The organism is Pseudomonas sp. JBR1, assembly GCF_028198185.1.
GTDB lineage: Bacteria > Pseudomonadota > Gammaproteobacteria > Pseudomonadales > Pseudomonadaceae > Chryseomonas > Chryseomonas oryzihabitans_E.
Genome location: NZ_CP116340.1, coordinates 3991287 through 4013730, shown reverse-complemented (window position 1 = coordinate 4013730; position 22444 = coordinate 3991287). Strand labels below are relative to the sequence as shown.

Here is a 22444-nt window from a genome sequence, read left to right as displayed (position 1 = left end):
GTCTTGGGTCTTGCGAACCCACGCGCCCGTTTTCGGCGTCGTCTTCCTCACGCTCTGACCTGCGGTCAGATTGTTTGGGTGTTATATGGTCAAGCCTCACGGGCAATTAGTATCGGTTAGCTCAACGCCTCACAGCGCTTACACACCCGACCTATCAACGTCGTAGTCTTCGACGGCCCTTCAGGAAGCTCAAGGCTCCAGTGAGATCTCATCTTGAGGCAAGTTTCCCGCTTAGATGCTTTCAGCGGTTATCTCTTCCGAACATAGCTACCCGGCGATGCCACTGGCGTGACAACCGGAACACCAGAGGTTCGTCCACTCCGGTCCTCTCGTACTAGGAGCAGCCCCTCTCAAATCTCAAACGTCCACGGCAGATAGGGACCGAACTGTCTCACGACGTTCTAAACCCAGCTCGCGTACCACTTTAAATGGCGAACAGCCATACCCTTGGGACCGGCTTCAGCCCCAGGATGTGATGAGCCGACATCGAGGTGCCAAACACCGCCGTCGATATGAACTCTTGGGCGGTATCAGCCTGTTATCCCCGGAGTACCTTTTATCCGTTGAGCGATGGCCCTTCCATACAGAACCACCGGATCACTAAGACCTACTTTCGTACCTGCTCGACGTGTCTGTCTCGCAGTCAAGCGCGCTTTTGCCTTTATACTCTACGACCGATTTCCGACCGGTCTGAGCGCACCTTCGTACTCCTCCGTTACTCTTTAGGAGGAGACCGCCCCAGTCAAACTGCCCACCATACACTGTCCTCGATCCGGATAACGGACCAGAGTTAGAACCTCAAGGTTGCCAGGGTGGTATTTCAAGGATGGCTCCACGCAGACTGGCGTCCACGCTTCAAAGCCTCCCACCTATCCTACACAAGCAAGCTCAAAGTCCAGTGCAAAGCTACAGTAAAGGTTCACGGGGTCTTTCCGTCTAGCCGCGGATACACTGCATCTTCACAGCGATTTCAATTTCACTGAGTCTCGGGTGGAGACAGCGCCGCCATCGTTACGCCATTCGTGCAGGTCGGAACTTACCCGACAAGGAATTTCGCTACCTTAGGACCGTTATAGTTACGGCCGCCGTTTACCGGGGCTTCGATCAAGAGCTTCGCTTGCGCTAACCCCATCAATTAACCTTCCGGCACCGGGCAGGCGTCACACCCTATACGTCCACTTTCGTGTTTGCAGAGTGCTGTGTTTTTAATAAACAGTCGCAGCGGCCTGGTATCTTCGACCGGCATGAGCTTACGGGGTAAACCCTTCACCCTCACCGGCGCACCTTCTCCCGAAGTTACGGTGCCATTTTGCCTAGTTCCTTCACCCGAGTTCTCTCAAGCGCCTTGGTATTCTCTACCCGACCACCTGTGTCGGTTTGGGGTACGGTTCCTAGTTACCTGAAGCTTAGAGGCTTTTCCTGGAAGCATGGCATCAACCACTTCTCCTTCTAAAAGAAGGATCGTCATCAGTTCTCGGCCTTAACTGTCCGGATTTACCTAAACAGTCAGCCTACCACCTTAAACTTGGACAACCATCGCCAAGCTGGCCTAGCCTTCTCCGTCCCCCCATCGCAGTAACTAGAAGTACGGGAATATTAACCCGTTTCCCATCGACTACGCCTTTCAGCCTCGCCTTAGGGACCGACTCACCCTGCGTCGATTAACGTTGCGCAGGAACCCTTGGTCTTTCGGCGTGCGAGTTTTTCACTCGCATTGTCGTTACTCATGTCAGCATTCGCACTTCTGATACCTCCAGCAAGCTTCTCAACTCACCTTCACAGGCTTACAGAACGCTCCTCTACCGCATCACCAGAGGTGATACCCGTAGCTTCGGTGCCTGGTTTGAGCCCCGTTACATCTTCCGCGCAGGCCGACTCGACTAGTGAGCTATTACGCTTTCTTTAAAGGGTGGCTGCTTCTAAGCCAACCTCCTAGCTGTCTAAGCCTTCCCACATCGTTTACCACTTAACCAGGACTTTGGGACCTTAGCTGACGGTCTGGGTTGTTTCCCTTTTCACGACGGACGTTAGCACCCGCCGTGTGTCTCCCATGCTCGGCACTTCTGGGTATTCGGAGTTTGCATCGGTTTGGTAAGTCGGGATGACCCCCTAGCCGAAACAGTGCTCTACCCCCCAGAGTGATACATGAGGCGCTACCTAAATAGCTTTCGAGGAGAACCAGCTATCTCCGAGCTTGATTAGCCTTTCACTCCGATCCACAAGTCATCCCCTGCCTTTTCAACGGAAGTGGGTTCGGTCCTCCAGTCAGTGTTACCTAACCTTCAACCTGCTCATGGATAGATCGCCCGGTTTCGGGTCTATTCCCAGCGACTAGACGCCCTATTAAGACTCGCTTTCGCTACGCCTCCCCTATTCGGTTAAGCTCGCCACTGAAAATAAGTCGCTGACCCATTATACAAAAGGTACGCAGTCACCCAACAAAGTGGGCTCCCACTGCTTGTACGCATACGGTTTCAGGTTCTATTTCACTCCCCTCTCCGGGGTTCTTTTCGCCTTTCCCTCACGGTACTGGTTCACTATCGGTCAGTCAGGAGTATTTAGCCTTGGAGGATGGTCCCCCCATATTCAGACAGGGTTTCTCGTGCCCCGTCCTACTCGATTTCATTGATAAGAGCGTTTCGCGTACAGGGCTATCACCCACTATGGCCGCACTTTCCAGAGCGTTCCGCTACTCTCAAATCAACTTAAGGGCTGGTCCCCGTTCGCTCGCCACTACTAAGGGAATCTCGGTTGATTTCTTTTCCTCAGGGTACTTAGATGTTTCAGTTCCCCTGGTTCGCCTCTTAACCCTATGGATTCAGGTTAAGATACCTAGCTTATGCTAGGTGGGTTTCCCCATTCAGAGATCTCCGGGTCACAGGTCATTTGCCACCTCACCGAAGCTTATCGCAGGCTATCACGTCTTTCATCGCCTCTGACTGCCAAGGCATCCACCGTATGCGCTTCTTCACTTGACCATATAACCCCAAGCAATCTCGCTGGCGTCCAAGGACGCTACCGATCTGCAAAGCGTTAGATGAGTGAAGACGACATTTCGCCGAAAACTTGCGCTTGAGTTCGCAAGATTTTACCTTGACGACACTAACTGCCAGTGAAAACAGTTAATGCAGTCTACTTCTATCACTTTCCCAATTTTTTAAAGAACAGTTCTGATCAAAGACCAGACATCAGAGTTTGGGCTACACCGGATGGTGTATCAAACGCTCATGTCTGAGCTTTTCAAGCAATCGCGTTAGCGGTAGGTGGAGATGGTGGAGCCAAGGAGGATCGAACTCCTGACCTCCTGCGTGCAAGGCAGGCGCTCTCCCAGCTGAGCTATGGCCCCATCGATTGGTGGGTCTGGGCAGATTCGAACTGCCGACCTCACCCTTATCAGGGGTGCGCTCTAACCAACTGAGCTACAGACCCAATCGTCTTACCTTGAGTCTAACTAACTCAATTGCTCTTCTATCAGTGAATCAAGCAATTCGTGTGGGTGCTTGCCAGCAAGCTGACATCTTTCGATTAAGGAGGTGATCCAGCCGCAGGTTCCCCTACGGCTACCTTGTTACGACTTCACCCCAGTCATGAATCACTCCGTGGTAACCGTCCCCCCGAAGGTTAGACTAGCTACTTCTGGAGCAACCCACTCCCATGGTGTGACGGGCGGTGTGTACAAGGCCCGGGAACGTATTCACCGTGACGTTCTGATTCACGATTACTAGCGATTCCGACTTCACGCAGTCGAGTTGCAGACTGCGATCCGGACTACGATCGGTTTTATGGGATTAGCTCCACCTCGCGGCTTGGCAACCCTTTGTACCGACCATTGTAGCACGTGTGTAGCCCTGGCCGTAAGGGCCATGATGACTTGACGTCATCCCCACCTTCCTCCGGTTTGTCACCGGCAGTCTCCTTAGAGTGCCCACCATAACGTGCTGGTAACTAAGGACAAGGGTTGCGCTCGTTACGGGACTTAACCCAACATCTCACGACACGAGCTGACGACAGCCATGCAGCACCTGTGTCTGAGTTCCCGAAGGCACCAATCCATCTCTGGAAAGTTCTCAGCATGTCAAGGCCAGGTAAGGTTCTTCGCGTTGCTTCGAATTAAACCACATGCTCCACCGCTTGTGCGGGCCCCCGTCAATTCATTTGAGTTTTAACCTTGCGGCCGTACTCCCCAGGCGGTCAACTTAATGCGTTAGCTGCGCCACTAAGATCTCAAGGATCCCAACGGCTAGTTGACATCGTTTACGGCGTGGACTACCAGGGTATCTAATCCTGTTTGCTCCCCACGCTTTCGCACCTCAGTGTCAGTGTTAGTCCAGGTAGTCGCCTTCGCCACTGGTGTTCCTTCCAATATCTACGCATTTCACCGCTACACTGGAAATTCCACTACCCTCTACCACACTCTAGCCAGACAGTTTTGGATGCAGTTCCCAGGTTGAGCCCGGGGATTTCACATCCAACTTATCAAGCCACCTACGCGCGCTTTACGCCCAGTAATTCCGATTAACGCTTGCACCCTTCGTATTACCGCGGCTGCTGGCACGAAGTTAGCCGGTGCTTATTCTGTTGGTAACGTCAAAACTCACAGGTATTCGCTATGAGCCCTTCCTCCCAACTTAAAGTGCTTTACGACCCGAGGGCCTTCTTCACACACGCGGCATGGCTGGATCAGGCTTTCGCCCATTGTCCAATATTCCCCACTGCTGCCTCCCGTAGGAGTCTGGACCGTGTCTCAGTTCCAGTGTGACTGATCATCCTCTCAGACCAGTTACGGATCGTCGCCTTGGTAGGCCGTTACCCTACCAACTAGCTAATCCGACCTAGGCTCATCTAATAGCGTGAGGTCCGAAGATCCCCCACTTTCTCCCGTAGGACGTATGCGGTATTAGCGTTCCTTTCGAAACGTTGTCCCCCACTACTAGGCAGATTCCTAGGCATTACTCACCCGTCCGCCGCTGAATCAGAGAGCAAGCTCCCTTCATCCGCTCGACTTGCATGTGTTAGGCCTGCCGCCAGCGTTCAATCTGAGCCATGATCAAACTCTTCAGTTAAGTAGACTGATCGGGTTTTGAGAAAACCCTAAACTTGGCTCAGCAATCGCAAAAAACTCATGAATTCACGAGTTACTTGTGTTGCTGATAATCTTGCGACATCAGACTTATCTCACAAGCACCCACACGAATTGCTTGATTCAACTTGTTAAAGAGCAGTGGTTGCGACCGTGTCGCTAACCGAGGCGCGCATTCTACGCTGTCCTCACATCCTGTCAAGCGTCGATTTGAACTTTTTCGTTTCAACTCAACCACTTGCGCTTGCCTGACCGGTCTAACCAATCTCGGCAGCGGGAGGCGAATCCTACAGCATCCTGAGACGCTGTCAACCCCTCCGCTTCATTTCGTCATCACCCGAAGGCGAGAACTAAATGGCGAAGAATCCGTGGACCCCTCGCCCAGCTCAGACCTAAGTGCTTGATTTTCAAGCCGCTTCAGCATCTGCGCCGGAAGTGGGGCGCATTATAGGCGAGTTTCGGAGGGCGTCAACAGGTTATTTCAATTTTATTGCTGACGGACGCTGATGCGGGCAAAAGCCTTCTTGCCGGCCTGACATATATAGGTACGGCCGATCTCGAACTGGAAGCCACGATCGACCACTTCGCCATCCACCTTGACGCTGCCGGCTGCCAGCAGGTCCCGGGCAGCCGCTGCGTTCTTCACCAAGCCGGCCTTGTTGAGGACGGCAGCGACTGGCAACGGCGCATCGGTTTCCAGCTCGATCTCAGGCAGGTCCTCCGGCAGCTCGCCTTCCTTCATGCGATTGCCCGCAGAGCGATGGGCAGTCTGCGCCGCTTCTTCACCATGGAAGCGGGCGACGATCTCTTCGGCCAACTTGATCTTGATGTCGCGGGGATTGGCGCCCTGCTCCACGTCGCTGCGGAATTGGGCAATCTCTTCCAGGCTGCGGAAGCTGAGCAGCTCGAAGTAACGCCACATCAGGGTGTCGGGAATGGACACCAGCTTGTTGTACATGACGCCGGGGGCTTCCTGGATGCCGACGTAGTTGCCCAGGGACTTGGACATCTTCTTGACGCCATCCAGGCCTTCGAGCAATGGCATGGTCAGGATGCACTGGGCTTCCTGGCCGTAGGCACGCTGCAGCTCACGCCCCATGAGCAGATTGAATTTCTGGTCGGTACCGCCCAGCTCGACATCGGCGCGCAGGGCGACCGAGTCATAGCCCTGGACCAGGGGATAGAGGAACTCGTGGATGGCGATGGGCTGATTGCCGGCGTAGCGCTTGCTGAAGTCATCGCGTTCCAGCATGCGTGCCACGGTGTACTGAGAAGAGAGGCGAATGAAGTCGGCCGGCGACAGCTGGTCCATCCAGGTGGCGTTGAAGGCCACTTCGGTACGGGCCGGGTCGAGGATCTTGAATACCTGGGCCTTATAGGTCTCGGCATTCTCCAGCACCTGCTCGCGGGTCAGCGGCGGGCGGGTAGCGCTCTTGCCACTGGGGTCGCCGATCATGCCGGTGAAGTCGCCGATCAGGAAGATGACCTGGTGGCCCAGCTCCTGGAACTGACGCAGCTTGTTGATAAGCACAGTGTGGCCGAGGTGCAAATCCGGGGCGGTCGGATCGAAGCCTGCCTTGATGCGCAACGGGGTGCCGCGCTCCAGTTTTGTTACAAGCTCTGACTCGACGAGCAGCTCATCTGCTCCACGCTTGATGACCGCCAGCTGCTCCTGGACCGTTTTCATAGGGGCTTTGCCTCTGAATTTCGAAAGCGTGAACCTTATCAAGATGCCCCTGGTAGCCGCCAGCCGGCACGTCGGATCAACCGCCCCAAAGGGTTGTGACAGCTAGCTTTTGATTATATTTTAGGCAGTTATTCACTTCTTTTAACGTCACATCATCACTGTAGCTAAATGACGAAGCCAATCCCCAAAAGTCCGTTCTACCCCAAAAGCCACCTCGTGGCCGCCAGCGGGGTGGCCGCACTCTTGAGTCTGGCCTTGCTCGTGTTTCCCTCTCAGCAGGTCGAGGCGAAACGTACTTTCATCAATTTGGATGTGGAACACGACGCCAGGCGCGCCGTGCAGGATCAGGATGATCTAAAGGAGCAAGTGCTCTCCGATACTCAAGGTGCGGACACCCAGGCCACCTCCCCCTTTGCCCAGATCTCCCCGGATCAACCGGCCGAGCAGAACGCCGAGGAAGCTCCTGCCGAAGAAGAGGTCGTCGCCACCGAAAGCGTCGAGCCGCAATGGACGACCGAGACGGTGCGCAAGGGCGATACGCTCTCGACACTGTTCGAGCGGGCCGGCCTTGCCGCCGCCGTCGTGCACGAGGTCATTGCCAGCAGCAAGGAAGCCAAGAAGCTGACCCGCCTGCGGGTAGGTCAGAAAATCGAATTCCAGCGTGAATCCTCCGGCGAACTGCTGGCGGTACGCACCAAGCTCACCGCGCTGCAGACCCTGTCGCTGGTCAAGTCGGACCAAGGCTACGAGGTCGAGCACAAGACCATTACGCCGGACATCCGCAAGGCCTATGCCCAGGGTCGGATCAGCAGTTCGCTGTTCGCCTCGGCGCAGAAGGCCGGGCTGTCGCACGACATGACCATGGCGCTGGCCAACATCTTCGGCTACGACATCGACTTCGCGCTGGACATCCAGGAAGGCGACGAATTCGAGGTGGTGTACGAGGACAAGGTGGTCAACGGCAAGCACGTCGGCTACGGCAACATCCTGGCCGCTCGCTTCGTGAACAAGGGCAAGGCCTTTACCGCAGTGCGCTACACCGCGAAGAACGGCACCACCAACTACTACACGGCGGAAGGCGGCAGCATGCGCAAGGCCTTCATCCGTACCCCGGTGGAGTTCTCGCGGATCAGCTCGCGCTTCACCATGGGCCGTTTCCACCCGGTGCTGAACAAGATGCGGGCGCACAAGGGCGTCGACTACGCCGCGCCGACCGGAACGCCGATCCATGCCACCGGTGATGGCAAGATCGTCAAATCCGGTCGCGAGAATGGCTACGGCAACGTGGTGATGATCCAGCATGGCAAGACCTACACCACTGTCTACGGCCACATGAGCCGGATAGCCAAGGGCATGCGGGCCGGTACGGCCGTGAAGCAGGGCCAGGTGATCGGTTTCGTGGGCATGACCGGGCTGGCAACCGGGCCGCACCTGCACTACGAATTCCGCATCAACGGCAACCACGTCGATCCGCTTGGGGTGAAGTTGCCCATGGCCGATCCCATCGCCAAGAACGAGATCTCGCGCTTCCTGGCCCAGAGCCAGCCGCTCATGGCCCGTATGGACCAGGAGCGGGCTTCGCTCCTCGCGATGAACAAGCGCTAGGATGCCGCGCTACCTGGGGGTGATGTCCGGCACCAGTCTGGATGGACTGGATATCGCCCTGATCGAGCAGGAGGAACGGACCCGCTTCGTCGCCGCCCTGGGCATGCCCATGCCCGACGCCTTGCGTGGCGAGCTGCTGGCCCTGTGCGCGCCTGGGGACAACGAGATCGAGCGCATCGCCCAGGCCGAGCAGGCCTGGGTGAGGCTGGCCGCCCAGGGCATCGCCGAATTGCTCGAGCAACAGGGGCTGACACCGGACGACATCCGCGCCGTAGGTAGCCATGGCCAGACCATTCGCCACCTGCCAGCGCAGGGTTATACCCTGCAGATCGGCGACGCCGCCCTCCTGGCCGAGCTGAGCGGCATCGACGTGGTGGCCGATTTCCGCCGTCGTGATCTCGCCGCGGGTGGCCAGGGCGCTCCCCTGGTGCCAGCCTTCCATGCCGACCTGTTCGGCCTGGATCGCCCACGCGCAGTGCTCAATATCGGCGGCTTCAGCAATGTGACCCTGCTGGCGCCGGGGCTGCCAGTGCGCGGCTTCGATTGCGGACCGGGCAATGTACTGCTGGATGCCTGGATCCATCACAGCCAGGGGCTGCACTTCGACGCGAACGGCGCCTGGGCAGCGCAGGGACAGGTCGTCCCAACGCTCCTGCAGCGGCTGCTGAGCGACCCCTTCTTCGTGAAGAGCGGACCGAAGAGTACCGGTCGCGAGCATTTCAATCTGCGCTGGTTGCAGCAGCATCTTGGACAGCACGCCGCCCTGGATCCCGCTGACGTCCAGGCCACCCTGGCCGAGCTGAGCGCCAGAAGCATCGCCGAGAGCATCCGCACGGCCCAGACGGTGGACGAGGTGCTGGTCTGTGGCGGCGGTGCGCACAATGTCGACCTGATGAAGCGCCTGGCCCGGCACCTGGCACCCGCGAAGGTACAGAGTACCGCAGCCTATGAGGTATCGCCGGACTGGATGGAAGCCATGGCTTTCGCCTGGTTGGCCCAGCGCTTCTGCGAACGGCTACCCGGCAATTGCCCCGAGGTCACCGGAGCCAGCGGGCTCCGGGTCCTGGGCGCACTCTACCCGCGCTAGGCCGGGCACGGCTCAGGTCAGATGGAGAAGGACTGACCGCAGCCGCAGGTGGTGGCGGCGTTGGGGTTCTTGATGACGAAGCGCGAGCCTTCCAGGCCTTCTTGGTAATCCACCTCGGCGCCGGCCAGGTACTGGAAGCTCATGGGGTCCACCACCAGATGCACGCCATCGCGCTCGATGACGGTGTCGTCATCCGCGGAATCTTCATCGAAGGTGAAGCCGTACTGGAAGCCCGAGCAGCCGCCACCCGTGACGAAGACGCGCAGCTTCAGGCGGGGATTGCCCTCTTCCTCGATCAGGTTCTTCACCTTGCTGGCCGCGCCCAGGGTGAACTGCAGGGGGGTCGGGGTGAAGGTTTCAATGGTCATTGCCGTAGTCTCCCGGCTTGCGCCGAACACAATTCAGTCTCGAAATTATCCGCTTGCCCGAGCAAAACGGTCAACTATTGCGCGACCGTGGGCTGTCAGCCGAGACGACCGGAGTGAATGACTTGCCGGCAGCGCCACTCTAATATCGCGCCGCCTGATAAGGAGAACGCCCCGATGCTCTATCTATGGTTCAAAGCCTTTCACCTGATTGCCCTGGTCTGCTGGTTCGCCGGCCTGTTCTATCTGCCGCGACTGTTCGTCTACCACGCCCAGAGCAGCGACGCCGTGAGTCATGAGCGCTTCTGCCTGATGGAGCGCAAGCTGTACCGCGGCATCATGCTGCCGGCGATGATCCTCACGCTGGTGTTCGGCATCGGCCTGCTGGTGATCAATCCGAGCTGGCTGACCCAGGGCTGGATGCACACCAAGCTGGCACTGGTGGTGGTGCTGATCGGCTATCACCATGTCTGTGGCGCCATGCGCAAGAAATTCGAGCGCGGCGAGAACAAGCGCAGCCATGTGTTCTATCGCTGGTTCAATGAGGTACCGGTGCTGGTGCTCATCGCCATCGTCATCCTGGTGGTGGTCAAACCCTACTAGGTCCGTGGCGGACCTCGCCGACGACCGGCACTATCCTGGAGAAAGCAGTATGCAGCGTTATGCCCTGGTAACCGGCGCCTCGTGCGGGATCGGCCTGGCCCTGGCCGAGGCCCTGGCGCGGCGGGGTCAGCCCCTGATCCTGCTCGCCCGGCGCAAGGACAAGCTGGAGAGCATCGCCGCCGAACTGGCCCAGCGCTTCGACGTGGAGGTGCTCTACCGCGTCTGCGACCTGTCCGAGCCCCTGCACCTGACCGGGCTGCTGCATGAGCTGGAGCAGAGCGAGCGTGCCATCGGCCTGCTGGTCAACTGCGCCGGGATCGGCAGCGGCGGGGACTTTCTCGAAGCAGACTGGCCGCGGGTGCAGGAACAGCTGGAGCTGAACATCCTGGCGCTGACCCGACTCTGTCACGCCCTGGGCCAGCACATGGCGATCCAGGGTGGCGGTCAGATCCTCAACGTGGCCTCCACCGCGGCTTTCCAGCCCATTCCCTACATGAGCAGCTATGCGGCGACCAAGGCCTATGTACTGCATTTCTCCGAGGGTCTGCGCGAAGAGCTCAAGGGACGCGGGGTGTCGGTGTCGGTGCTCTGCCCAGGTCCGACCAAGACCGCCTTCTTCAAGAACGCCGGCCTGCATACCGGGCGCATGGAGCAGGGCAAGCTGCTGATGTCCGCCGAGGAGGTGGCCCTGGCCGCCGTCCGCGGGCTGGAGCGGCGCCAGGCGGTGATCGTGCCGGGCTGGCGCAATCGCCTGGGCAGCCTGTTGCCGCGCATCTTCCCTCGTGCCCTCGTTCGCGTGATCGCGGCGCGGGTCGGCAAACTCTTTCAGCCGGCGTAAGGGTGATGTCACCGGCGGCACCTGACCCCAGGGCATAGCCGCTGTTACACTTCGGGTCTATTCAGCCAGCAGGAGATCGACGTGGATTGTCTGTTCTGCAAGATCGTCGCCGGGGACATTCCGGCCAAGGTGCTCTACGAGGACGATCAGGTCATGGCCTTCCATGACATCGCCCCACAGGCACCCGTGCATTTTCTGGTCATACCCAAGAAGCACATCGCGACCCTGCACGACCTCAGCGAGGCCGACGACAAGCAGCTCGCCGGGCACATCCTCTTCACCGCGCAGCGCCTGGCGCAGGAGCAGGGGTGCGAGGAAGGCTTCCGCGTGGCGATGAATTGCAACGCCCTGGGTGGCCAGACGGTCTATCACATCCATATGCATGTGCTGGGCAAGCGGCAGATGACCTGGCCGCCGGGCTGAGTATCGCCCTGCCCTTCCCTCGCCCGCCAAGGAGATCACCATGCGCTCCAAGCGCCTCTACTCCCCGCTCGATCGGCTGCTGATCCAGGCCGATACCGCCCTGCGTACCCTGACACCCTTCAGCGGCGCTCCCACGCGCAGCTCGCCGGCCATTCCGCTCAAGGATGCCGAGCTCAGCGACGAGGAGCGGCGCCACGCAGCCGGCCTTATGCGCATCAACCACACGGGCGAGGTCTGTGCCCAGGCGCTGTACCAGGGCCAGGCGCTGACCGCCAAGCTGCCGGAAGTCCGGGAGGAAATGGAGCGTTCGGCGGACGAAGAGATCGACCACCTGGCCTGGTGCGAGCAGCGCATCCGCGCCCTGGGTGAGCGCCCCAGCCTGCTCAATCCGCTGTTCTATGGCCTGTCCTTCGGGATCGGCGCCGGTGCCGGATTGATCAGCGATCGCCTGAGCCTGGGCTTCGTCGCCGCCACCGAGGACCAGGTCTGCCGCCATCTGGATGAACACCTGGAAAAGCTGCCGGCAGCCGACGCCAAGTCGCGGGCGGTGCTGGAGCAGATGCGCATCGACGAGGAACAGCATGCCGAGCACGCCCTGGCGGCTGGGGGCTGGCGCTTTCCCACGCCGGTCAAATACGGCATGAGCCTGATGTCCAAGGTCATGACCAAGACCACCTACCGCATCTGACCTGCGGTTGGCGCCCACGAAAAAGCCCTGCCTTGGCAGGGCTTTTTGCTGTCTACAACGCTAGATATCGAAGAAGACGGTTTCCTGCGGACCCTGCAGGTGGATGTCGAAGCGATAGGCCAGGCGGCCATCGATCTCGCAACGGCGCGCCAGCAGGGTAGCCCGGCGCTCCGGCTCCGGCAGGTTGTAGACCGGGCAGCGGGCATTGGCCTCGGCTTCGTCGTCGAAGTAGAGCCGGGTCTGCAGGTGGATGTTGATGCCGCGCGCGAACAGGGTGACGTTGATGTGCGGGGCCATGGGCTGGCCGCGCTGGTCGGCGACCTGGCCGGGTTTGATGGTGTGGAGCGTCCAGTCGCCGGCGTCGAAGGTGGTGGCGGTGCGGCCGAAGCCGTTGAAGGCCTTCTCGACGTCGTAGACCGGGTCGTACTGCCCCTCATGATCGGCCTGCCAGAACTCCAGGAAGGAGTCACGCACCAGGTTGCCGTTGCCGTCGAACACCTGGCCGGTGAGCAGGATGTGCTCGCCAGGGGCGCCGGGCTTGGCCAATTCGTTCCAGATCTCGACGTCGCGAGTAGGGATACCGGCGGCCGCCAGGGCCAGGCCGATATGCACATAGGGGCCGGCGGTCTGGGAGGGGGTTTCCGGCAGCAGAGCTTGATAGTTGGGCGTCATCTCGCGCGTCCTCAGTGATGTTCGAAGAACGTCTGCCGCGCGCCGCGGGTGACGATGTCGAAACGGTAGGCCAGGCAATCCATGGGGTTGGCCATGCTCATGTCCAGGCGGGCGATGAGGGTCTGCACGGCGTCAGGATCGGCGATGGACTTGACGATGGGGCACAGCGGGATCAGCGGATCGCCCTCGAAGTACAGCTGGGTGATCAGCCGGGTGGCGATGGCCGGACCCATGACCGAGACGTGGATGTGCGCCGGGCGCCAGTCATTGCTACCGTTGCGCCAGGGATAGGGACCGGGGCGGACGGTGCGGAAGACGTAGTTGCCCTGGCTGTCGGTGCGGGTGCGGCCAACGCCACCGAAGTTGGGGTCCAGGGGTGCCAGGTAGACGTCGTTCTTGTGCCGATAGCGGCCACCGGCATTGGCCTGCCAGATCTCCACCAGGGAATTGGGCACCGGCTTGCCGAACTGGTCACGCAGGGTACCGAACAGCACGATACGCTCGCCCTGGGGCAATTGGCCGGTGCCGAAGTTGAGCAGCAGGTCGTTGTCATGCGACCCCAGGGGCAACCGCGAGAAGTCCGGGCCGGTGCGCTCGGACGCCGTCTGATGTTGCAGGCTCACCAGCGCCTGGCGCGGCGAGCGCGGAATCGAGGATTTGTAGGCGGGCGTATAGGCCTGGGGATGCCAGGTGCGATCACGGGCGACGTAGCGTACGTCGTGGGGCTTGTTATGCATTGGAATGCTCCACGGAAGGATCGGGGCCAGGATCTGGCTGAGCCCAGTGTGGACCACTGGGCTATCCGGCTGAATTGAAAGCTGCGCCTCCCCACATAACCTATGGGTTATGGGTCAGCTCACCCGCAACCTCACGCAAGACATCACAGAATCTCTGGGTAGCCAGGGACATGGACTGGCTGCCGTTGCGGCAGATGCCCACCGAGCCACCGGCTTCCCGAACCCCGAGTTGCACCTCGACCAGTTCGCCGGTGGCCAGGTCGCGACGCACCGCATCCAGCGGGGCGACCCACAGGGCATCGCTCTGGCGGACATACTGGCGGCTCAGCGTCGGCGACAGCGTTTCCAGTCGCTGGGGGCTGAGCGGGATGCCGCACTGCACGAAGAGACTCTCGGCGTGGCGGCGGATGGTGGTGCCGGGCAGCGGCAACACCAGGGGATAGCGCGCCAGAGTCGCGAGGTCCGCCGGCAGGGCCTGGCTCAGCGGATGCCCCGGACGGACCACCAGGGTCAGGGCCTCGGTATAGAGGTGCTCGAAATCCAGGCCGTGGATGTCGGGGCTGTCGGTCATGCGGCCGACCACCAGATCCAGATCGCCGACCCGCAGCTGGCCCAACAGGTAGGCGCTGGGTCCGGTGGCGACATTGACGATGAGTTGCCGATGGCGAGCGTGCAAGCGCGCCAGGACCTCGGGCAGGACCTGGCTTTCCACCGTCGACAGGACCCCGACCCGCACCAGGCCGCCGGCCTCGCCGCCGCGCACCAGCTGCATCCCCTCGCGCAACGCCTGGACGCAGGGACCGGCATGGCGCAGGAACAGCAGGCCCGCCTCGGTCGGCACCACCTCGCCCTTGCCACGCTCGAACAGGCGCACCTCGAGGATCTCCTCGAGTTCGCGCATGGTCTTGGAAATGGCCGGCTGGGACACGGCGATGGCATCGGCCGCCTTGGCGAAGCTGCGCTGCTGGGCGATCTCCAGAAAGCACAGCAGATGCCGGAACTTGATACGGTTGTCGAGATTCATGGTGCGCTCATGGCAAGACTCGGGCCAGAGACTACCACCCGGCGGTCGGCCAAAAGCCTTGCAGTCAGCAAGGGCATCCTTTGCTACAGTGCCGCCTCGCCTTCTGGATAGCTCCCATGTCGATTCGTGCCCAGCAGAAGCTGCAAACGCGCCAGGCGCTGCTGGAGTCGGCGCGCCTGCTGATGAACAGCGGCCGCGGTTTCGGCAGCCTCAGCCTGCGCGAGGTGAGTCGCCAGGCCGGTATCGTTCCGGCGGGGTTCTATCGCCATTTCGCCGACATGGAAGCCTTTGGCCTGGCACTGGTGGCCGAAGTGGGCGACACCTTTCGCGCGGCCCTGCGCCAGGTGCGGCATCACGAACTGCAGCAGCGCGGCATGATCGAGGCCTCGGTGGAGATCTTTCTCCGTGCGGTGGGCGACAACCGCGACCAGTTCCTCTTTCTCGCCCGCGAACAATACGGCGGCTCCCTGGCGGTGCGCCAGGCCATCGCCGATCTGCGTCAGCGCATCACCCAGGACCTGGCCCGCGACCTGCTCGCCCTGGGCCGTCTACCGCACCTGACGCCGTCGCAGATCGACGTCCTGGCCGATCTGGTAGTGAAGACGGTGTTCGCCACCCTGCCGGAGCTGATCGATCCGCCACCCGCTACCACGCCGCGTCATCTGTGGCCGGCGGCAAAGATGGTGCAGCAGCTCAAGCTGATCCTGATCGGCAGCAAGCACTGGCGGCGCACCGAGCGCACTGATGCCCCAAAGGAGGGCATCGGTCTGCTGGCCAGCGCCATGGCGCACCAAATCGGCGCAACTTGAGCGCAGTGGCCACGTCGAGTGCCCCAGAACCAGGCGAATCAACGGGTTTGGCAGGCCACTTGCTGTAGAGCTGGGCAAAACTGCCAAGAGCCCTGCCATGCTGGTCGTTCACCACCGTTGCGCCCCCCGGGACACCTGGGACGCCGAACTGCACCTCACCTACGACGCTCGCAGCAAGAGTCGCCTGAGAGCCATGACCAGCGCCGGCGAAGACGTCGGCCTGTTTCTTGAGCGCGGGCAACCGCCGCTGGCCGATGGCGACTGTCTGGAAGCCCGCGACGGCCGCATCGTGCGGGTCGTCGCACGCCCGGAAAAGCTGCTGCACGTGACCTGCGCCAGCGCCTTCGAGCTGACTCGCGCCGCCTACCATCTGGGCAATCGTCATGTGGCCTTGCAGATCGGTGACGGCTGGCTGCGGCTGCTGGACGATTATGTGCTCAAGGCCATGCTGGAACAGCTAGGTGCCCAGGTCAGCGAGATCGAGGCCGGCTTCCAGCCCGAGCATGGCGCCTACGGTGGCGGTCATCACCACTCGCGCCATGGCGAAGAGGGCTTCAACTACGCACCCAAGCTGCACCATTTCGGCGTGCGTACGTGAATCCGCCCTTCGCCCTGTTGCGCCTGGCCAGCCCTCAGCTACCCATCGGCGGCTACAGCTACTCCCAGGGCCTGGAGCTGGCCATCGACAGCGGCCTGATCCGCACCGCGGCGGAGGCCGAGGTCTGGCTGCGCGACAGCCTCGAACTCAACCTGGCGCGCTTCGAAGCACCCCTGCTGCTGGCCCACTGCGAAGCCGCGGCTGCGGCGGACTGGACGAGGCTGAGCGAGCTGGCCGACCGGCACCGCGCCAGTCGCGAAACCGCGGAATTCCAGCTGGAAAGCCGCCAGACCGGCTATTCCCTGGCGCAGCTGATGCTCGGCCTGCCGGAGCTGGACGATGCCAGTCGGCGCCTGCTGAGCGAGTTGCCACCGACCTTCGCCTTGGGCTGGGCGCTGGCCGCCCGCGCCTGGGCGATCACGCCCCAAGCCGCCCTGGAAGCCTGGCTGTGGACCTGGCTGGAAAACCAGCTGGCGGTGCTGATGAAGACCCTGCCACTGGGCCAGCAAGCCGCCCAACGCCTCACCTCCCTGCTGCTGCCGACCCTGGCCACCGCGACCGAGCAGGCTACCGCCCTGCCCGAAGCGGCCTGGGGCGGCGCCCCCTTCGGCCTTGCCCTCAGCAGCATGGCCCACGAGCGGCAGTACAGCCGCCTGTTCCGTTCCTAGGAGATCCTCTGATGACTACCCAACCCCTGCGCGTCGGTATCGGCGGACCGGTCGGCTCCGGCAAGACCGCCCTCACCCTGGCCCTCTGCCGCGCCCTGCGCGAGCGCTACAACCTGGCGGTGGTGACCAACGACATCTACACCCGCGAGGATGCCGACTTCCTGGTGCGCAACGAGGCCCTGGCGCCCGAGCGCATCCTGGGCGTGGAAACCGGCGGCTGTCCGCACACCGCCATCCGCGAAGACGCCTCCATCAACCTGGAAGCGGTCGACCAGCTCAACCGGCGCTTTCCCGGGCTGGATCTGATCCTGGTGGAGTCCGGGGGCGACAACCTCTCCGCCACCTTCAGCCCGGAGCTGTCGGACCTCACGCTCTATGTCATCGACGTCTCGGCCGGCGACAAGCTGCCGCGCAAGGGCGGCCCCGGCATCTGCAAGTCGGATCTGCTGGTGATCAACAAGATCGACCTGGCCGAACAGGTCGGTGCCTCCCTGGAAGTGATGGATCGCGATACCCGCAAGATGCGCGGCGACAAGCCCTTCGTCTTCAGCAACCAGAAGACCGGCCTGGGCCTTGAGGACATCATTGCCTTCATCGAGAAACAGGGTCTGCTGACCGCTGCCTGAACCCAGGATTTCACCCCCCAAGGAGCTCCCATGAGACACGCCAAGATCCTCGCCACCGCCGCCCTGCTGCTCGCACCGGCCTTGGCCTTCGCTCACCCCGGGCACGCCGAGAACGGGCTGGCCGCCGGGGTGCTGCATCCCCTGACCGGTCTCGACCACCTGCTGGCCATGCTCGCCGTGGGTCTCTGGGCCGCCCAGCAACAGGGCAAGGCGCGCCTGGCGCTGCCCTGCACCTTTGTCGGCACCATGCTGATCGGTGGCCTGCTGGGCTTCACTGGCCTGGAGATTCCCTTCATGGAGACCGGCATCGCCGCCTCGGTGCTGGCGCTGGGACTGCTGGTGGCGCTGGCCGCCCGGCCGCCGGTCGCCGCCGCCGTTGGCCTGACCGCCGCCTTCGCCCTCTTCCACGGCGTGGCCCACGGCCTGGAATTGCCGGAGATGGGCAATCCCTGGGCCTACGCCCTGGGCTTCGTCACCGCGACCGCTGCCCTGCATGGCCTGGGCTATGCCGTGGTGCGCTACCTGCCCCAGGCCGCCGCGCCGCTGGTACGACTCGCCGGCATCGCCACCGCCGTGGCCGGTGGCTGGCTGCTCGCCGCCTGATCCGTCAGGCGATCCCCAACTGCTGGCGCAGCCGCGCCAGCACGCCCTCTTCCGCCACCGCCGGCATCTGGGCGGTATAACCGCCAAAGCCGGCGAAGCGCTTGGCGAAGTCCACCTCCAGCACGAATCTGTTATCGAACTGCGTCGATGCCAGGGGCGCCAGGACCTCGGCGGAGTAGGTATCGCGTGGATCGCTGCCCAGACGCACGGGCAGGTCGCCGCTCTGCTGGCGATAGGCGACCCAGGGCGAATAGGTGAAGGCCTCCAGCCGCCCGCGCGCCAGGTCCAGCTCCAGCAGCCGCAGCAGGCCGTTGCCGCCGGCGTATTCGGTCTGATAGTTGATCAGTAGGAGATCCACCGGATGGCCCAGGTCATTGGTCAGCCGCAGATGACCGCTGCCGTGGTTGTGGCCGTTGAGGGTGAGGAAGATCTGGTCGTTGCGACGGATCAAGCGGTTCCACAGTCGCACCCCGGTGTCGTTGCGGCGGGTGGAGAGCACCGCCTGACCGTTCACCAGGTCGATGATGTTGTGCGACGCGAGGATGGTCGGCAGGTGCGGATAACGATCCAGCACCCCCTGGGCCCAGTCCAGGCTCTGCTCCGAGGGGCACCAGTCCAGCGTCAGCAACAGAAAGCCCTGGCCGAGCGCCGAGAAGCGATGGGCCTCGTTGAGGCCGGTGACATCGCGCTCGAGAAAAGTGGCCTGGCGTGCCGCCCGCTCGCGACCGAAATACTGGGTGAAGAGCTCGCGACCGTCGCGCAGGCGATCCTCGGTGTAGAGCTCGACGACATCGTGATCCCCGGTCATGACGCTGTAGGGCACCCCGGCCCTTTCCAGACGTGCCATGGCGTGGCTGGCCAGCAGCCATTCGCCACGCTGCTCGGCGTTTTCCACCAGGTCGCCCAGGTGCACCACGAACGGCAGGTTCAGCGCCGCGGCGTTGTGCGCCAGCCAATGGGTCTGGGCATGAAAGGCCAGTGCCGGCGAATAGCCTAGGTGGCCATAACGCTCTATGCGCCGGCCGTCGGGCTGCATCTCGTGGTTGTTCTCGCTGTAGTACTGGGTATCGGGCAGCATGCCCAGGACAAAACTGGTACGCGACGGCAATGGCCTGAGCGGCGTGAAGCTGTGGCGCTCGAACCAGTGGGCGCGGTGCTCTGGCAGGCCATAGCGCTGGGTCGGCTTGCACGCGGCCAATAGCGGCAGACCGGCCAGCGCCAGGCACAGCCGGCGACGATGGAAATCGGGCGAATCGGTCATCACAGCGGCCTCAGGGCAGGTAGTAGGCCTGCCAGCGATTGTCGTTGAAGCGGCCTTCCAGCACCGGTCGGCGGCTGGCCAGCGGAGTACTCGCCAGGGCCGCCTGGCTGTCGGCGTCGAGCAGCACATAGGCGGGGCGCGCAACCTGGGCCAGCTGCCCGGGTTGGCCGATGTCGATGAAGGTCGGCAGGGGCACGTCGTAGTCGAGGTTCATCAGATAACGGAAGGCCTTGGTGTCCTGGCCCAGGCCAAAGAACACCAGCTGGCCCGGCTCCCCCTGACGCAGACTCTCCAGACGCGTGACGAAGGCGCGGGTGTCGTAGCGCAGCGCCTGCATCGGATCCAGCGCCAGAACGATCAGCAGCCATTGCGCTAGCGCCGCCGCGGCGAGCGGCATGCCCAGGCGGAAGGCACCCCGTTCACGCCAAGCGGCCACCAGGGCGAATAGCGCCAGAATGCCGAAGGCGCCGAGCAGCAGCCGCATGTCCAGCGGCGGCCACCAACCCGCGGCCTGGAGCCGGGGTTGCTGCAGCTTGACCAGCACTCCGAGCAGCACTGGGAAAACCACCAGCAGCGGCAGGAGCAGGCGCCGTACCCAGGCCAGGGCACCCTGTCCCTGCAGCAGCACCCAGGCGCCGAGGGCGGCGCAGGCCGGAATGGCCGGCAGGATGTAATAGGGTTTCTTGAAGGTGGGTATCGACAGGGCCACCACGATCAGCACGGCGAAGCCGGCCAGCTGGATCAGCAGGCGGCTGTCCGCCTGCGCATGGCGCAGCCTCCAGTGACGCCTCAGCGTCGGCAGGGCGAACAGCGCCAGGGGAAAGGCCGGCGCATAGCGATAGAGGCCCAGCTGCAGGAAGTACCACCAGGGATAGCCGGCGCCGTCGGTATCGTCCAGCCGCCCGGAGACCTGCATGCGGATCACGTCTTCGACGAACACCGTGCCGCCGGTACGCCAGGCCAGCCCCAGCAAAACCGCGCTGCACAGCGCCAGCACCAGGGCCCCGACCAGACCATAGCCAAGGCTGCGCCGCCAGTCGCCCTGCAACAGCCAGTAGAGACAGACTACCCCGCAGGGCTCGATCAACCCCAACGGACCGCGTACCGCGAAGCCTGCCGCCATGCAGCAGAAAACCAAGACGCGCCGTCGCGGCAGGCCGCGCTGATCAGCGCTCCACAGCAGATAGAAACACCCCAGTGCGGCCAGGGTGACGAACTGGTCCAGGCAGATGGAGCGGGCCTTGGCCAGAAAGCCATTGGTGAGCAGCAGCACCAGTACCGCCAGCAGGCCCCAGGCGCGGGACCGCTCGGCCAGCAGGCGATAGAGCAGGCCGACGATGGCCGCCGAGGCCAGCGCGGTGGGAATCACCGTGGCCAGACGATTGACCTCGCCGAACAGCTGGGCGAAGACGTCGATCAGCAGCGTCGAGGTCGCGGGATAGTCCGGATAGGGCTGTCCGTAACTGGTCGGGAAGGCACTGGCCCCGTGACGAAACATCTCCTGGGCGAACAGCGCGAAGCGGCCGTCGAAGCCGATGAAGGGCTGCTCCCACAGCCCCAGGGTGAACAGCAGCACCGCCAGCAGGCACAGCGCCAGGCTTTCGAGGCGCAGACGCGCCGGGCTCGGGATGGACGACACGCGGCAGGACTCCGGCAGGCTGAAGGACGGGCAAGACGCCCGGCGCCACTATTGCCGAAGAACCTTAGGGATCGCTGAAAGCTGGCTGACGGCAAGCTGACAAAACTCGCAGGCCAGAGCGGTTCGCGGTCTCCCGACACCCTTGCGCCGTCCAAACCCGCAGCCGGGTAGACCGAGCGCCGTCCGGCCACCTGTGCCCCTACTATCCGGAGCAAGCCGTATGAGCAACACCTGGAGTCATGGCCGCATCCAGGTCGTGACGGCCCTCCTGAAGACTCCACTACTGGCGCAAGGCAAACTACCCGAGGCTGTCCGCGTTCCTGCTGACAGCAGCCTGATGCTGGGAACCGGGCAATGAGTGCCGTCGCGAGCAGGACAAGACCAGGGCTGCTCGCCACCCGGCCGATCCGTTTCATCGGCCGGGCGGAGGAGGAGCGCTAGCGAGCGCCCTAGCTCTTGCGGTGGATGTTGAAGTTGTTGAACGCCTGGCAGGTCGCCATCAGCTGGATACGGTTGATGTTCACGTGCTTGGGCTGGTTCAGCGCCCAGTGGATGGATTCGGCGATGTCATCGGGCGTCAGCGGTTCGGTGCCCGCATAGACGGCATCGGCCTTGGCCTTGTCACCCCCAAAACGCACCACCGAGAATTCGCTTTCCGACAGGCCCGGCTCAATGTTGGTCACCCGTACCCCAGTGCCCAGCAGGTCCGATCTCAGGCTCAGGCTGAACTGCTTGAGGAAGGCCTTGGTGGCGCCATAGACGTGGCTGCCCGGATAGGGATAGTCACCCGCGACCGAGCCCAGGTTGACGATGCCGGCGCCGGCGCCATGGGCGATCAGCCGCGGCAGCAACAGGCGGGTGCAATAGAGCATGCCCTTGATGTTGGTATCGACCATGGTGTCCCAGTCGTCCAGGTCGCAGCTCTGCGCCGGAGTGTTGCCCAGCGCCAGACCGGCATTGTTGACCAGGGCGCGCAGCTGGTTGAATTCCTCGGGCAGGCCGGCGACCGCGGCTTCCACGGCGGCGCGATCCTGGACGTCCAGCACCAGCGGCAGCACCTTGGCCTGACCGGACAATTCCTCGGCCAGGGCGTGCAGGCGATCCTCGCGGCGGCCGGTGATGACGATCGACCAGCCGTCCTTGGCGAAGCGGCGAGCGGTGGCGGCGCCGAAACCGGAGGTGGCACCGGTAATGAAGATCGAAGACATGAAAGATTCCTTCTGCGAGGGGATTTTGGCCGAGGCTCACGATAGCTCAGGGACATTGGTCAGGCGAATACCCAGATCGGACGGAATCCGACCGATCAGCCATAACGCCTTGGTAGCCAACAGCTTTTTGTGCACTGGCGATTTTTTGAGCAGTTCCTGCCGGGCCAGGCACCCTGGGCCTCGCGACCGGCTATGCCAAGCTTATCCACAGGACGATCCACGG

At 62.3% G+C, this 22444-nt stretch carries 20 protein-coding genes, 2 tRNA genes and 2 rRNA genes; 12 read left to right on the top strand and 12 right to left on the bottom strand.

Annotation, left to right across the window (positions count from 1 at the left end; translation table 11 throughout):
* Positions 1 to 85: 85 nt before the first annotated feature.
* The 5 genes from PJ259_RS18610 to tyrS form a co-directional block, all read right to left on the bottom strand.
* Positions 86 to 2978 (bottom strand): 23S ribosomal RNA (locus tag PJ259_RS18610).
* Between the two features lie 292 nt (positions 2979 to 3270).
* Positions 3271 to 3346, bottom strand: a tRNA-Ala gene (locus PJ259_RS18605).
* Positions 3347 to 3352: 6 nt separating this feature from the next.
* Positions 3353 to 3429: transfer RNA gene (locus tag PJ259_RS18600), tRNA-Ile, on the bottom strand.
* Between the two features lie 97 nt (positions 3430 to 3526).
* Positions 3527 to 5063 (bottom strand): 16S ribosomal RNA (locus tag PJ259_RS18595).
* Together the 16S and 23S rRNA genes with 2 tRNA genes alongside form the textbook arrangement of a ribosomal RNA operon.
* Positions 5064 to 5567: 504 nt before the next feature.
* A complete protein-coding gene (gene tyrS, locus PJ259_RS18590; protein WP_271653765.1) occupies positions 5568 to 6767 on the bottom strand; it encodes a tyrosine--tRNA ligase in 1200 nt (399 codons plus the stop codon).
* Between the two features lie 168 nt (positions 6768 to 6935).
* Here tyrS and PJ259_RS18585 point away from each other — a divergent pair, with 168 nt between their 5' ends.
* Both PJ259_RS18585 and PJ259_RS18580 read left to right on the top strand, forming a co-directional pair.
* Positions 6936 to 8372 carry an OapA family protein gene (locus PJ259_RS18585; RefSeq protein WP_271653764.1) on the top strand — a complete coding sequence of 479 codons (1437 nt, stop codon included), beginning with the start codon at positions 6936 to 6938 and terminating at the stop codon, positions 8370 to 8372.
* 1 nt (position 8373) lies between these two features.
* Positions 8374 to 9459 (top strand): anhydro-N-acetylmuramic acid kinase, encoded by a 1086-nt coding sequence (locus PJ259_RS18580; protein ID WP_271653763.1) that lies wholly within the window; start codon positions 8374 to 8376, stop codon positions 9457 to 9459.
* Positions 9460 to 9476: 17 nt separating this feature from the next.
* Here the strand turns inward: PJ259_RS18580 and erpA are convergent, their stop codons facing one another.
* A complete protein-coding gene (gene erpA, locus PJ259_RS18575) occupies positions 9477 to 9827 on the bottom strand; it encodes an iron-sulfur cluster insertion protein ErpA (protein WP_007162616.1) in 351 nt (116 codons plus the stop codon).
* A gap of 174 nt (positions 9828 to 10001) precedes the next feature.
* Between erpA and hemJ the strand changes: the two genes are divergently transcribed.
* The 4 genes from hemJ (at position 10002) to coq7 (ending at position 12376) form a co-directional block, all read left to right on the top strand.
* Positions 10002 to 10427: a protoporphyrinogen oxidase HemJ gene (hemJ, locus tag PJ259_RS18570; protein WP_059313401.1), complete on the top strand. Its 426-nt coding sequence runs from the start codon at positions 10002 to 10004 to the stop codon at positions 10425 to 10427.
* Between the two features lie 49 nt (positions 10428 to 10476).
* Complete coding sequence (locus tag PJ259_RS18565; RefSeq protein ID WP_059313400.1) at positions 10477 to 11265, top strand: SDR family NAD(P)-dependent oxidoreductase; 789 nt, start codon at positions 10477 to 10479, stop codon at positions 11263 to 11265.
* Between the two features lie 81 nt (positions 11266 to 11346).
* Complete coding sequence (locus PJ259_RS18560) at positions 11347 to 11688, top strand: histidine triad nucleotide-binding protein (RefSeq protein ID WP_017642985.1); 342 nt, start codon at positions 11347 to 11349, stop codon at positions 11686 to 11688.
* A gap of 40 nt (positions 11689 to 11728) precedes the next feature.
* A complete protein-coding gene (gene coq7, locus PJ259_RS18555; RefSeq protein WP_059313398.1) occupies positions 11729 to 12376 on the top strand; it encodes a 2-polyprenyl-3-methyl-6-methoxy-1,4-benzoquinone monooxygenase in 648 nt (215 codons plus the stop codon).
* Between the two features lie 60 nt (positions 12377 to 12436).
* On the opposite strand, the gene pcaG is transcribed toward coq7, so the two are convergent.
* The 3 genes from pcaG to pcaQ all read right to left on the bottom strand — a co-directional run bounded on the left by pcaG (position 12437) and on the right by pcaQ (position 14809).
* Positions 12437 to 13048 carry a protocatechuate 3,4-dioxygenase subunit alpha gene (pcaG, locus tag PJ259_RS18550; protein WP_271653762.1) on the bottom strand — a complete coding sequence of 204 codons (612 nt, stop codon included), beginning with the start codon at positions 13046 to 13048 and terminating at the stop codon, positions 12437 to 12439.
* Between the two features lie 11 nt (positions 13049 to 13059).
* A complete protein-coding gene (gene pcaH, locus PJ259_RS18545; RefSeq protein ID WP_271653761.1) occupies positions 13060 to 13785 on the bottom strand; it encodes a protocatechuate 3,4-dioxygenase subunit beta in 726 nt (241 codons plus the stop codon).
* 100 nt (positions 13786 to 13885) lie between these two features.
* Entirely contained in the window at positions 13886 to 14809 is a 924-nt protein-coding gene (gene pcaQ / locus PJ259_RS18540; protein WP_059313395.1) for a pca operon transcription factor PcaQ, read from the bottom strand.
* A 116-nt stretch (positions 14810 to 14925) separates the two neighbouring features.
* On the opposite strand from pcaQ, the gene PJ259_RS18535 reads away from it, so the two are divergent.
* The 5 genes from PJ259_RS18535 (at position 14926) to PJ259_RS18515 (ending at position 18113) form a co-directional block, all read left to right on the top strand.
* Entirely contained in the window at positions 14926 to 15618 is a 693-nt protein-coding gene (locus PJ259_RS18535) for a TetR family transcriptional regulator (RefSeq protein WP_271653760.1), read from the top strand.
* A 97-nt stretch (positions 15619 to 15715) separates the two neighbouring features.
* Positions 15716 to 16216 carry an urease accessory protein UreE gene (gene ureE / locus PJ259_RS18530; RefSeq protein WP_059313393.1) on the top strand — a complete coding sequence of 167 codons (501 nt, stop codon included), beginning with the start codon at positions 15716 to 15718 and terminating at the stop codon, positions 16214 to 16216.
* Positions 16213 to 16884, top strand: coding sequence for an urease accessory protein UreF (locus PJ259_RS18525; RefSeq protein ID WP_271653759.1), 672 nt, complete (start codon positions 16213 to 16215; stop codon positions 16882 to 16884). The genes ureE and PJ259_RS18525 overlap by 4 nt, the downstream gene beginning before the upstream one ends.
* An 11-nt stretch (positions 16885 to 16895) precedes the next feature.
* Positions 16896 to 17510 (top strand): urease accessory protein UreG, encoded by a 615-nt coding sequence (ureG, locus tag PJ259_RS18520; RefSeq protein ID WP_059313391.1) that lies wholly within the window; start codon positions 16896 to 16898, stop codon positions 17508 to 17510.
* 30 nt (positions 17511 to 17540) lie between these two features.
* On the top strand, positions 17541 to 18113 hold the full coding sequence (locus PJ259_RS18515) for a HupE/UreJ family protein (protein WP_059313390.1): 573 nt from the start codon (positions 17541 to 17543) through the stop codon (positions 18111 to 18113).
* A gap of 4 nt (positions 18114 to 18117) precedes the next feature.
* On the opposite strand, the gene PJ259_RS18510 is transcribed toward PJ259_RS18515, so the two are convergent.
* Together PJ259_RS18510 and PJ259_RS18505 are read right to left on the bottom strand one after the other, a co-directional pair.
* Positions 18118 to 19374, bottom strand: a complete 1257-nt coding sequence (locus PJ259_RS18510; protein ID WP_271653758.1) for a metallophosphoesterase — start codon at positions 19372 to 19374, stop codon at positions 18118 to 18120.
* Between the two features lie 10 nt (positions 19375 to 19384).
* Positions 19385 to 21013, bottom strand: a complete 1629-nt coding sequence (locus PJ259_RS18505; protein ID WP_271653757.1) for an ArnT family glycosyltransferase — start codon at positions 21011 to 21013, stop codon at positions 19385 to 19387.
* A 220-nt stretch (positions 21014 to 21233) separates the two neighbouring features.
* Here PJ259_RS18505 and PJ259_RS18500 point away from each other — a divergent pair, with 220 nt between their 5' ends.
* Entirely contained in the window at positions 21234 to 21371 is a 138-nt protein-coding gene (locus tag PJ259_RS18500; protein WP_271653756.1) for a hypothetical protein, read from the top strand.
* 91 nt (positions 21372 to 21462) lie between these two features.
* Here the strand turns inward: PJ259_RS18500 and PJ259_RS18495 are convergent, their stop codons facing one another.
* Entirely contained in the window at positions 21463 to 22221 is a 759-nt protein-coding gene (locus PJ259_RS18495; RefSeq protein WP_271653755.1) for an SDR family oxidoreductase, read from the bottom strand.
* Between the last annotated feature and the right edge of the window lie 223 nt (positions 22222 to 22444).

Bases quoted from the DNA above. Each gene is read 5' to 3' on its own strand.
- tyrS (WP_271653765.1), bottom strand. From the start codon at position 6,767: ATGAAAACGGTCCAGGAGCAGCTGGCGGTCATCAAGCGTGGAGCAGAT.
- PJ259_RS18585 (WP_271653764.1), top strand. From the start codon at position 6,936: ATGACGAAGCCAATCCCCAAAAGTCCGTTCTACCCCAAAAGCCACCTC.
- PJ259_RS18580 (WP_271653763.1), top strand. From the start codon at position 8,374: ATGCCGCGCTACCTGGGGGTGATGTCCGGCACCAGTCTGGATGGACTG.
- erpA (WP_007162616.1), bottom strand. From the start codon at position 9,827: ATGACCATTGAAACCTTCACCCCGACCCCCCTGCAGTTCACCCTGGGC.
- hemJ (WP_059313401.1), top strand. From the start codon at position 10,002: ATGCTCTATCTATGGTTCAAAGCCTTTCACCTGATTGCCCTGGTCTGC.
- PJ259_RS18565 (WP_059313400.1), top strand. From the start codon at position 10,477: ATGCAGCGTTATGCCCTGGTAACCGGCGCCTCGTGCGGGATCGGCCTG.
- coq7 (WP_059313398.1), top strand. From the start codon at position 11,729: ATGCGCTCCAAGCGCCTCTACTCCCCGCTCGATCGGCTGCTGATCCAG.
- pcaG (WP_271653762.1), bottom strand. From the start codon at position 13,048: ATGACGCCCAACTATCAAGCTCTGCTGCCGGAAACCCCCTCCCAGACC.
- pcaH (WP_271653761.1), bottom strand. From the start codon at position 13,785: ATGCATAACAAGCCCCACGACGTACGCTACGTCGCCCGTGATCGCACC.
- pcaQ (WP_059313395.1), bottom strand. From the start codon at position 14,809: ATGAATCTCGACAACCGTATCAAGTTCCGGCATCTGCTGTGCTTTCTG.
- PJ259_RS18535 (WP_271653760.1), top strand. From the start codon at position 14,926: ATGTCGATTCGTGCCCAGCAGAAGCTGCAAACGCGCCAGGCGCTGCTG.
- ureE (WP_059313393.1), top strand. From the start codon at position 15,716: ATGCTGGTCGTTCACCACCGTTGCGCCCCCCGGGACACCTGGGACGCC.
- ureG (WP_059313391.1), top strand. From the start codon at position 16,896: ATGACTACCCAACCCCTGCGCGTCGGTATCGGCGGACCGGTCGGCTCC.
- PJ259_RS18515 (WP_059313390.1), top strand. From the start codon at position 17,541: ATGAGACACGCCAAGATCCTCGCCACCGCCGCCCTGCTGCTCGCACCG.
- PJ259_RS18510 (WP_271653758.1), bottom strand. From the start codon at position 19,374: ATGACCGATTCGCCCGATTTCCATCGTCGCCGGCTGTGCCTGGCGCTG.
- PJ259_RS18500 (WP_271653756.1), top strand. From the start codon at position 21,234: ATGAGCAACACCTGGAGTCATGGCCGCATCCAGGTCGTGACGGCCCTC.
- PJ259_RS18495 (WP_271653755.1), bottom strand. From the start codon at position 22,221: ATGTCTTCGATCTTCATTACCGGTGCCACCTCCGGTTTCGGCGCCGCC.